Here is a 9,990-nt window from a genome sequence, read left to right on the forward strand (position 1 = left end):
GATGGCATCAAAAGGCATCCTGGCCCGCACACAGGCCTGGCGCAGCAGGTAATCCACAAAAAAAACTCAATATCCCCGCAGATCACATATCTGCGGGGAGAGGTAGCTGCGGGGAATCGGACCAGTTTTTTAGGCGGATCGAATGATGAGAGAGACAACTCAGAATGGCTCGAGAAAGAACCGCTCTCGTGAACTCAAAGCCAAGGTCGCGCTTGAAGCGATCCGTGCGGAAATGACGCTTGCTGAACTGTCGAAGACGCACGGCGGGATGTGTCGCAAACTATCGGTCCGGATTGACGAGCATATATGCAGCGATGTTTGTTGTTTGCGTTTTGCTCTCCAACAGGTTTCCGCATGATTTCCTTGATAGGCTGTCATTTCCCCAAGGATGCAATCTTGTACGCAGTTTACTTCTACCTGCGGTACACTGTTTCCTATCGGAACCTTGAAGAGATCATGGCTGAACACGGTATGTGAGCTGAGCACGCCACATAGAATAGGTAGATTGCGAAGTACTCGCCGATAGTTGCTGCTCGTACGCAATCAAAGAAGCGTCCAACTCAGAATTTCTGGAGTTTGGACGAAACCTATTTTCGTGTGCGCGGGAATTGGAAGATCGCTATCGCGCAGGTGACAAAGCGGTAAACACCCTCGATTTCCTGCTTTCCGAACGGCGAAATCGTCCAGCAGCGACCAATTTCTTTGCTAAAGCACTGTCGTCAAACGGAATCCCAAACAAAATCGTAATCGACAAGAGCGGTGCCAATGCAGCGAGCATTCGAGAAGTGAACAAAGTCCTTAATCGGTTCGGATGCCCCGCCAAAGTACAGACGATCAGGTCAAAGCATATAAACAATATGATCGAGCAGGATCACAGATTCATCAAACGACGCATGCGGCACTTACGTGGGTTCAAGTCGTTCAGATCGGTTTCAGCCACACTGGTTGGAATTGAGGTAGCCAACATGATCCGGAAGAATCAATTCGCCATTGATACAACCTCTGGCTTTCGGATGTTTGCTGAGATCGCAGAATAGCTTCGTCTGGCATAACGCTGACTTTGGTTCATCGAAAAGTTTGCGACCCAACCTAATCGAAATGGGATCTGGTCTTAGCCATAGCCCAAGCAATGCTTAACGAGATCATATTTCTCAGAAGCGTCGTTGATTTCTAAGATTACAAAAAGGATGCGCCCATTTGGGTGGCGACCCTCGAAGTGCCTAATAGAGGATCTCGATATGACGATTGAAACGACGGATACGCTGGTTGTTGGCGGAGGACAGGCCGGTATCGCGGCGAGTGAGCATCTGAGCAACAACAATGTCTCGCATATCGTGCTGGAAAAGAACCGCACGGCTGAAGCGTGGCGCACTGGCCGCTGGGATGCGCTGGTGGCCAACGGCCCCGCTTGGCATGACCGCTTCCCGAACATGCTTTTTGACGGCAACGATCCTGATGAATTTGTAACCAAGGACCGGTTTGCTCAGTACCTGGTTGACTATGCTGCCATGATTAAGGCGCCGATCCGGGAAGGTGTCGAGGTGCTGGAAGCAACCCGCCAGCCCGGTAAGGGCGGTTTTCTGGTGAAAACCACCGCGGGTGAGATTGAATGCAACCGCATCGTTGCGGCCACCGGCGCATTCCAGCATCCGGTTTTTCCGCCAATCGTACCAAGCTCTGAAGACATCGAACAGATCCACTCCTTCAACTACAAAAACCCTGAACAACTGGCCGATGGAGCCGTCATGGTTGTGGGCGCCGGGTCGTCCGGTGCACAGATCGCGGACGAATTGAATCGCGCGGGCCGCAAGGTGTTCCTGTCGGTTGGTCCGCATGATCGCCCGCCGCGTCGATACCGCGGCCGTGATTTCGTTTGGTGGTTAGGTGTTCTGGGCCTGTGGGACATGGCGGCCCCTGCACCGGGGACCGAACACGTGACCATCTCAGTTAGCGGTGCCTATGGCGGGCGCACCATGGATTTCCGCCGCCTGGGCAACGAAGGCGTGACCCTGACTGGCCTGACTGAAAGCTATGCCGATGGTATTCTCAACTTCAAGGGCGACTTGCAGGAAAACGTGGCCAAGGGCGACGCAAACTACATGGAAGTTCTGGACATGGCTGACGCATATGTCGCACGCACCGGTATCGACCTGCCGGAAGAGCCCGAAGCCCGCGCTGCACATCCCGATCCGGACAGCCTTGCGAACCCGCTGAACAGTATTAACCTAGCCGAAGAAGGCGTGAAAACGATCATCTGGGCAACCGGTTTCCGTCAGGATTTCAACTGGCTCAAGGAAGACGCCTTTGACGAGCGTGGCGCGCCGATCCACCAGCGTGGGGTTTCCAAGGCACCTGACGTCTATTTCCTGGGTCTGCCCTGGCAATCGCGTCGCGGTTCGTCTTTCCTCTGGGGTGTTTGGCATGACGCCAAATACGTGGCCGACCAGATTGCGATTCAATGCTCTTACGCCAAATATCAGGGCGAAGCTGCCATCATCGCTTCAGCCGCAGAATAAACCAACAAAAGCAGGACACCGAAATGGCGCACACACGCATTCGCAAATTCAACACGTCGGACACGTATCCCGAACAGAATCTGGACAACGACCTGTGTCAAGCTGTCGTCACCCAGGGTGGCAAAACCGTCTATCTGCGCGGTCAGTGCCCGCAGAACCTGGATGACGCCGTCAATATTGACAGCCATGACCCGGCCGAACAGACCCACAAGGTCATGCAAAACATCAAGCAGCTGATCGAAGAAGCCGGCGGCTCGATGGAACATCTGGTAAAAGTTGTCGTCTACATCACCGATGTCCGCCATCGCGAAGCGGTCTACCGCACCATGGGCGAGTATATCAAAGGTGTGCATCCCTGCTCGACCGGCCTTGTCGTGCAAGCTCTGGCACGGCCGGACTGGCTTGTCGAAATAGACGGAACCGCAGTTATTCCCGATTAACTTGGGATGACCGGGCCGCTCTGGCTCCTTTCTCCTCTTGCTCAGAGCGGCCCGGTCTGGAATTTCTTCACAGGAGTCGTTCATGACTTTTTCTCTGGTTGCGCGCTGTCCCGACACCGGAATGTTCGGGTTGGCGATTTCGTCGTCTTCACCGGCCGTCGCCGCCCGCTGCTCGTTCGCGCGCGCAGGTGTTGGCGCTGTTGCCTCGCAGAATGTCACCGATCCCAGCCTTGGCCCGCTCACGCTGGATTTGATGGAACAGGGGTTGTCAGCAGCCGACGCGGTGGCAGAGGTCGTAAAGCGCGGTAAGTTCATCGAATACAGGCAGGTTCTGGCGGTTGACGCAAACGGGACGACAGCGATCCATTCGGGTCCAAACTCGTTGGGCATCTGGACACAGGCGCAGGCTGAAAATGTTGCGTCTGGCGGAAATCTTCTGGCCAATGACACCGTGCCGCAGGCGATTGTCGATGGGTATCTTGCAGCATCGGGTCATATCGGTGATCGCCTGATAGCGGCCATGCGCGCGGCCCTTGCCGCAGGTGGCGAAGCTGGTCCGGTGCATTCCGCAGGCATGAAGATCGTTGACAAGGTCAGTTGGCCGGTGGCGGATCTGCGTTGCGACTGGACCGAAGACTGCCCGATCGAAAACATCGCCACAGCCTGGAACATCTACAAACCGCAGCTTGACGCCTATATCCAGCGCGCGCTTGATCCGCGCGAAGCACCTTCATACGGCGTGCCGGGCGACGAATAATCAGGGAGTATCCGAATGCCGGACCATTCACACGAAGACTGGAAGACCCGTGCCGCAAACCTGAAAATCAAGGGTCAGGCCTTTATCAACGGCAAATTCGTCGACGCCGCGTCAGGTAGGACATTTGATTGCATCAACCCGGCAACCGACGAAGTTCTGGCGCAGGTTGCCGAAGGGGACGCGGCTGACATCGACCGCGCGGTTGAAGCTGGCCGCGCCGCATTCGAAGACGGGCGTTGGTCGCGTATGGCCCCTGGTGGCCGTAAAGAAATATTGCTGAAACTGGCGAACTTGATCCGCACTAACCTGGAAGAGATGGCGCTGCTGGACAGTCTGGATATGGGCAAGCTGGTCAACGACGCCGTGACCATAGATGCCCCGGGATCGGCGCATTTCTTCCAGTGGTACGCCGAAGCCATCGACAAGATTTATGACGAGGTTGCGCCAACTGCGCCGGGTGATCTGGCGCTGGTCTCTCGTGTACCTTTGGGGGTTGTCGGCGCGGTGACGCCCTGGAACTTCCCGCTGGACATGGCAACCTGGAAAGGGGCCGCAGCGCTGGCTGCGGGCAACTCGGTCGTGTTGAAACCTGCCGAACAATCGCCCCTGTCGGCGTTGCGCCTTGCTGAGCTGGCGGCCGAAGCCGGTGTGCCCGACGGGGTCTTCAACGTGGTGCCCGGTTTTGGCGCCACGGCTGGCCGCGCGCTGGGTCTTCATATGGATGTCGATTGCCTGGCCTTCACGGGCTCAACCGCGATCGGCAAGATGTTCATGCAATATTCCGGCCAGTCGAACCTGAAGCAGGTCTGGCCTGAAACCGGCGGCAAAAGCCCCAATCTGGTTTTCGCCGACTGCGAGGATCTGGATACGGCAGCCGACATGGCAGCATTTGGCATCTTTTTTAATCAGGGCGAAGTGTGCTCGGCCAACTCACGCCTGTATGTTGAACGCTCGATCAAGGACGCATTTGTCGAAAAACTGATCGCGCGCGCCACCAACATGCAGCCCGGCGACCCGCTGGACCCAGCGTCGAAAATGGGCGCAATCGTGGACAGAAAACAAACGCAGGGGATCATGCGGTTTGTCGAGGAAGGCAAAAAAACCGCCAATCTGGTTGCAGGTGGTGCGCAGGTGACAGTTGCGGGCAAAGGCAACTTTATCCAGCCGACAATCTTTGACGATGTTTCGCACGACAACCCGTTGGCCCGAGACGAGATCTTCGGCCCTGTCCTGTCAGTTATTCCGTTTGACTCAGAAGACGAAGCGGTGGCGATGGCCAACGACTCGATCTATGGCTTGGCGGCTTCGGTGTGGACGGATAACCTGAGCCGCGCGTGCCGGGTATCCGACAAGTTGATGGTGGGTACAGTGTCAGTAAACACTGTCGATGCCCTCTCGGCGCAGACGCCTTTCGGGGGTATGAAACAGTCAGGGTTTGGCCGGGACTTGTCCTTGCATTCTCTTGAAAAGTATACTGCTCTGAAAACGACGTGGATCAAATACAAGGCCTGATCCCGACCATCAAAGGGGCCCGCACTTGCCGATCAGATACACCTTGCGCCAGCTTGAATACTTCGTAGCGGTCGGCGAGGCAGGCTCAATCGCGGTTGCCTCTGAAAAGGTCAACGTATCGTCGCCGTCGATTTCGGCGGCGATTTCTCAGCTCGAGAAGGAATTTGGGCTACCCCTGTTCGTTCGGCAGCATGCACAGGGTTTATCATTGACCCAGGCCGGCCGGGCGATGCTTGACAAGGCACATACCGTTCTGCGCGAAGCGGAAGGTCTGATGGATTTGGCTGGCAATATCGCGGGGGTTGCGCGGGGTCCATTGAATGTCGGATGCCTGTCGACATTTGCTCAGCTGATCCTACCCAGCATCCGGCGCAAGTTCGAGGATGCCTTCCCCGAGGTGCGCGTTCGTCAGTTCGAATTGAACCAGGCTGATATATTCAGCAATATTCGCAGGGCCGAAATCGATATCGCGCTTACGTATAATCTGGATATTCCTGCCGACCTTCGCTTTGTCTCGCTGGCTGAATTACCGCCCTACGCAATGGTTTGCGAAGGCCATCCGCTTGCCAAGCACCCGTTTGTATCTGTTGAGATGCTGGCCGATTACCCGATGGTGCTGCTCGATTTGCCCTTCAGTGCCGATTATTTCCTGTCCTTCTTCCAGAAGATCGGCAAAAAGCCGTTCATTGCCGAGAAAACAAAGGATATGGCGGTTATGCGCAGTCTGGTTGCGAACGGGTACGGGTTCGGACTGGCCAATGTCAAACCCCTGAACAACTTATCGCCGGACGGAAAACCGCTGCGCACCATTCCCCTGTTGGGCGATGAGCGCCCGATGCGTCTTGGACTACTGATGGCCACAGATGCCGAGAACACGATTTCGGTCAAATCGTTTATCACCTACTGTACTGACTTTATTAAGGAAAATGCCTTGCCGGGAATCGAAGGCAAAGTGAAGTAAGCGCACCGACAATTAGTCGAAACCTAACCGTTGATTTCGCAAGCCCAACTTTCGGGCGGCGCAATTACCTGTATCTTGCTTGATAAGTCAGGAGCGAAGGAGGCGAAATTGCGCGACCCACGTTACGATATCTTGTTTGAACCGGTGAAAATCGGGCCACTCACGGCAAAAAACCGGTTTTATCAGGTGCCGCACTGCAACGGTGGCGGGTATCGTGACCCGTCCGCTGCGGCTGAGATGCGCGGTATCAAGGCCGAAGGCGGTTGGGGTGTTATCTTCACTGAGCAGTGCGAAATGCACCACACATCGGAAATCACCCCGTTCATCGAACTGCGCCTGTGGGAAGACAAGGACATCCCGCAATTGCGCAAGATGTCCGAGAAAATGAAGACGCATGGCGCGCTCGCCGGTATCCAGCTGGCCTATTCCGGCATCAACGGTCCGAATCTCTACACCAAGGAAGTGCCACTGGCCCCCTCGGCGCTTCCGATCCGGACCTTTACCAACGATCCGGTTCAGGCGCGCGCGCTGTCGAAATCCGATATCCGCGATCTGCGCCGTTGGTTTGTGAATGCGGCGAAACGCTCGAAAGAGGCAGGCTTTGATCTCATCAACCTGTACGGCGCTCACGGCTTTGGCATTTTCCAGCACTTCCTGAGCCGCGCCACCAACCAGCGTTCGGACGAATATGGCGGCAGCCTGGAAAACCGCGCGCGGTTCAGCCAGGAAGTGATCGCTGATATCAAGGATGCTGTGGGCGACACGATGGGTATCGCCCTGCGCGTCAGTCTGGACGAAACCATTGGCGAACTTGGTTTCTCGAACGCCGAGGTGCGCGATTATATCGAGATGAACAAAGACCTGCCGGATCTTTGGGATCTGGCGCAAGGCACTTGGGAAGATTGCTCGGGACCGTCACGGTTCAAGGATGAATCGGCGCAGGAAAACCTGGTTCGCGGCATTCAGGAACTGACCGACAAGCCAATTGTAGGCGTGGGCCGCTTTACCTCGGCCGATACGATGGTCAAGCAGATCAAATCCGGCGTTCTGACCATGATCGGCTGCGCCCGCCCCTCAATCGCCGACCCGTTCCTGCCGAAAAAAATCGAGGAAGGCCGGATCGACGATATCCGCGAGTGTATTGGATGCAACATCTGCATCACCGGCGACATGACCATGTCGATCAGCCGTTGCACCCAGAACCCCACGTTCATGGAAGAATGGCGCAAGGGCTGGCACCCTGAACGGATGAACCAGAAGGGCGATAGTGAAAACGTACTGGTCGTGGGCTCTGGTCCTGCCGGTCTGGAAGCGGCACGCGCCCTGGCCGAACGCGGTTACGACGTGGCGATTGCCGAAGCCACCACCGTTCTGGGTGGTCGCGTCGCGAAAGAGCGCAAGCTGCCGGGCCTCAGTGCCTGGGGCCGCGTTCTGGAATATCGGGAATACCAGATCAGCCAGAAGCCGAATGTCGAAACCTATTTCGAAAGTGAACTGGATGCCGAAAGCATTCTGGAGTTTGGCTTTCAGAACATCTGTCTGGCCACCGGCTCCACATGGCGTCGCGATGGTGTCGCGCGTCAGCACATTGTGCCGATGCCGATCGCCGAAGGGGCCAAGGTCTATACCCCGGACGATCTGATGGACGGAACCATTCCCGAAGGCCGTGTCGTGGTTTACGATGACGACCACTATTACATGGGCGGCGTTCTGGCCGAATTGCTGGCCAAGAACGGGGCACAGGTTACGCTGGTGACGCCTTCGGCCTATGTCAGCGACTGGACCAACAACACGCTGGAACAGATCGCGATCCATCCGCGTCTGGTCGAGGCCGGTGTCGACATCGTGCTGAACCAGGGCATCACGGAAATCCACCCCGATCACGTCGTGTCGAATTGTACCTATACCGACCGCACCTGGCGGATCGAGGCGGATGCCGTGGTCATGGTCGCCTCGCGTGTGGGCAACGACCAGATTTTTGAAGACCTGATGGCCCGCGAAGGCGACTGGGCCGATGCGGGGATCAAGACCGTCAAACTGATCGGTGATGCCAATGCGCCAGGGCCCATTGCCTGGGCGACATATGCAGGTCACCGCTATGCGCGTGAACTCGATACGCCGGAAATCGGGGATGATTTGCCGTTTCGCCGTGAAATCACGGAACTGGCTGTCGACTGATATGACGCAGACCCTGGATATTCTTGATCGGCTTGTCGGGTTTGACACGGTCAGCGCCAAGTCCAACCTCGAACTGATCGATTATGTCACTGACTATCTGGCGGCGCGTGGGTTTTCCGTGCGCCGCATTGATGATCCAACCGGCACCAAGGCGGGAATATACGCGGAAACCGGCCCGGTGGGTCCGGGCGTGTTGTTGTCCGCCCATACCGATGTCGTGCCGGTCGAGGGCCAGCCATGGACTCGTGATCCGTTCCACCTGACCCGTGAGGGTGACAAGGTTTACGGGCGAGGCACCACCGACATGAAGGGCTATGTCGCGTCGATACTGGCGCTGGCGGACCGCGCGACCCAGGTCAAACTGGGCGAACCTTTGAAAATCGCGCTGTCCTATGACGAAGAGGTGGGCTGCGTTGGCATTCAGCATATGCTGGACCAACTCAAGCCAATGATTGGCCGACCGCGCGCCTGTTTCGTGGGTGAGCCGACAGAAATGCAGGTGGCGGTTGGCCACAAGGGCAAGGCGGCCTTGCGCGCCACCTGCTATGGGCAAAACGGCCATTCCGCGCTGGCACCCCGGTTTGTCAACGCGTTGCATCTTGCATCTGATTTCCTGGCCGAATTGCGCGCGCTTCAGGATGATTTCGCCTTTAACGGCGCGCGCGACGCAGCTTATGCCATCCCCTATACGACGGTTCATGTTGGCAAACTCTCGGGGGGAATGGCGTTGAATATTGTTCCTGATCGGGCGGAGCTGACATTCGAATACCGCCACTTGGCTGTTGATCGCGCCGAGGACCTGTTCGACCGTATTCAACAAGCAGCGGATCGTGTGGCGAGACCCTATCATGCGGCTTGGCGCGGGGCTCGGATCGAGGTTGAACAGTACAACGCCTATCCCGGACTAGACGTCAGGGACGACGATCCGGTGGTTACCTATGCCCGAAAACTAGCACAACGCACCACCACCACCAAAGTTGCCTTTGGGACAGAGGCGGGGTTCTTTGAGAAGCTTGGCGTTCCAACCGTGGTGTGCGGACCGGGCTCGATGGAAGGTCAGGGGCACAAGCCCGACGAATACCTGTCGCTTCAGCAATTGGCTGAATGTGATGCGATGATGGAGCGTATTTTGAACGACCTGAAAACATGAGGACCAATGCACGTCTTATAACCCCCTATCTTCAGAACATGAAACGAGATGCATTGGATTTGTGGGGCAGCCCAGAATCAATTGGTTCGGAGACGATTGAGGGCGAGATCAAATGCGCAGGCAGTTTCGACATAATTAATCCGGACGCGCCTGTGTTCGGTGGCCAGTTTAGTGCTACGCGCGGCAAGTACCGGGTCACTTACAGGTTCCACGAACATGCCACTTTGCTGGATGGTGAAGTCGCCCTGACCAATGAGGCACCGGCGACACCGTAATCTATGGGCCGGGCGACAGCTGGATCATCGAAAAGGGCGCGCCGGTTGTGTAGGACATCCGCACGGACGAGGCGCGCAAATCCTTCATGGCCGTTACTGTAGACGTTTAAGCCCCTCGGCGCATAGGGAGATTGCTTTGAAGCTTGAGGTGGCTTTGAGGGGATTGAATTGAAAAAGGCCCGCTTGGTGGCGGGCCTTTGG

General features: G+C 56.6%; 9 protein-coding genes and 1 pseudogene. All 10 read left to right on the top strand.

The annotated features are described in order from the left end of the window. A partial coding sequence (locus tag ACR0CE_RS20150) for a hypothetical protein (RefSeq protein ID WP_480833579.1) occupies window positions 1-192 on the top strand: 192 nt, incomplete at its 5' end. A 162-nt stretch (window positions 193-354) separates the two neighbouring features. Next, window positions 355-1,037, top strand: a pseudogene (locus tag ACR0CE_RS20155) (IS6 family transposase). A gap of 201 nt (window positions 1,038-1,238) precedes the next feature. Further along, window positions 1,239-2,516, top strand: coding sequence for a flavin-containing monooxygenase (locus tag ACR0CE_RS20160; protein WP_480833573.1), 1,278 nt, complete (start codon window positions 1,239-1,241; stop codon window positions 2,514-2,516). 23 nt (window positions 2,517-2,539) lie between these two features. After that, window positions 2,540-2,956: a RidA family protein gene (locus tag ACR0CE_RS20165; protein WP_480560829.1), complete on the top strand. Its 417-nt coding sequence runs from the start codon at window positions 2,540-2,542 to the stop codon at window positions 2,954-2,956. Between the two features lie 82 nt (window positions 2,957-3,038). After that, on the top strand, window positions 3,039-3,713 hold the full coding sequence (locus tag ACR0CE_RS20170) for a DUF1028 domain-containing protein (protein WP_480833574.1): 675 nt from the start codon (window positions 3,039-3,041) through the stop codon (window positions 3,711-3,713). Between the two features lie 15 nt (window positions 3,714-3,728). Beyond that, window positions 3,729-5,225 (top strand): aldehyde dehydrogenase, encoded by a 1,497-nt coding sequence (locus ACR0CE_RS20175; protein ID WP_480833575.1) that lies wholly within the window; start codon window positions 3,729-3,731, stop codon window positions 5,223-5,225. Between the two features lie 25 nt (window positions 5,226-5,250). Beyond that, entirely contained in the window at window positions 5,251-6,186 is a 936-nt protein-coding gene (locus tag ACR0CE_RS20180; protein ID WP_480833576.1) for a LysR substrate-binding domain-containing protein, read from the top strand. 108 nt (window positions 6,187-6,294) lie between these two features. Continuing rightward, window positions 6,295-8,364: an oxidoreductase gene (locus ACR0CE_RS20185; RefSeq protein WP_480833577.1), complete on the top strand. Its 2,070-nt coding sequence runs from the start codon at window positions 6,295-6,297 to the stop codon at window positions 8,362-8,364. Window position 8,365: 1 nt separating this feature from the next. Beyond that, entirely contained in the window at window positions 8,366-9,514 is a 1,149-nt protein-coding gene (gene argE, locus ACR0CE_RS20190; protein ID WP_480833578.1) for an acetylornithine deacetylase, read from the top strand. Further along, complete coding sequence (locus ACR0CE_RS20195; protein WP_480616896.1) at window positions 9,511-9,789, top strand: hypothetical protein; 279 nt, start codon at window positions 9,511-9,513, stop codon at window positions 9,787-9,789. Before argE ends, ACR0CE_RS20195 begins: the two co-directional genes overlap by 4 nt. Window positions 9,790-9,990 lie beyond the last annotated feature (201 nt).

The organism is Ruegeria sp. L11, from assembly GCF_056531755.1.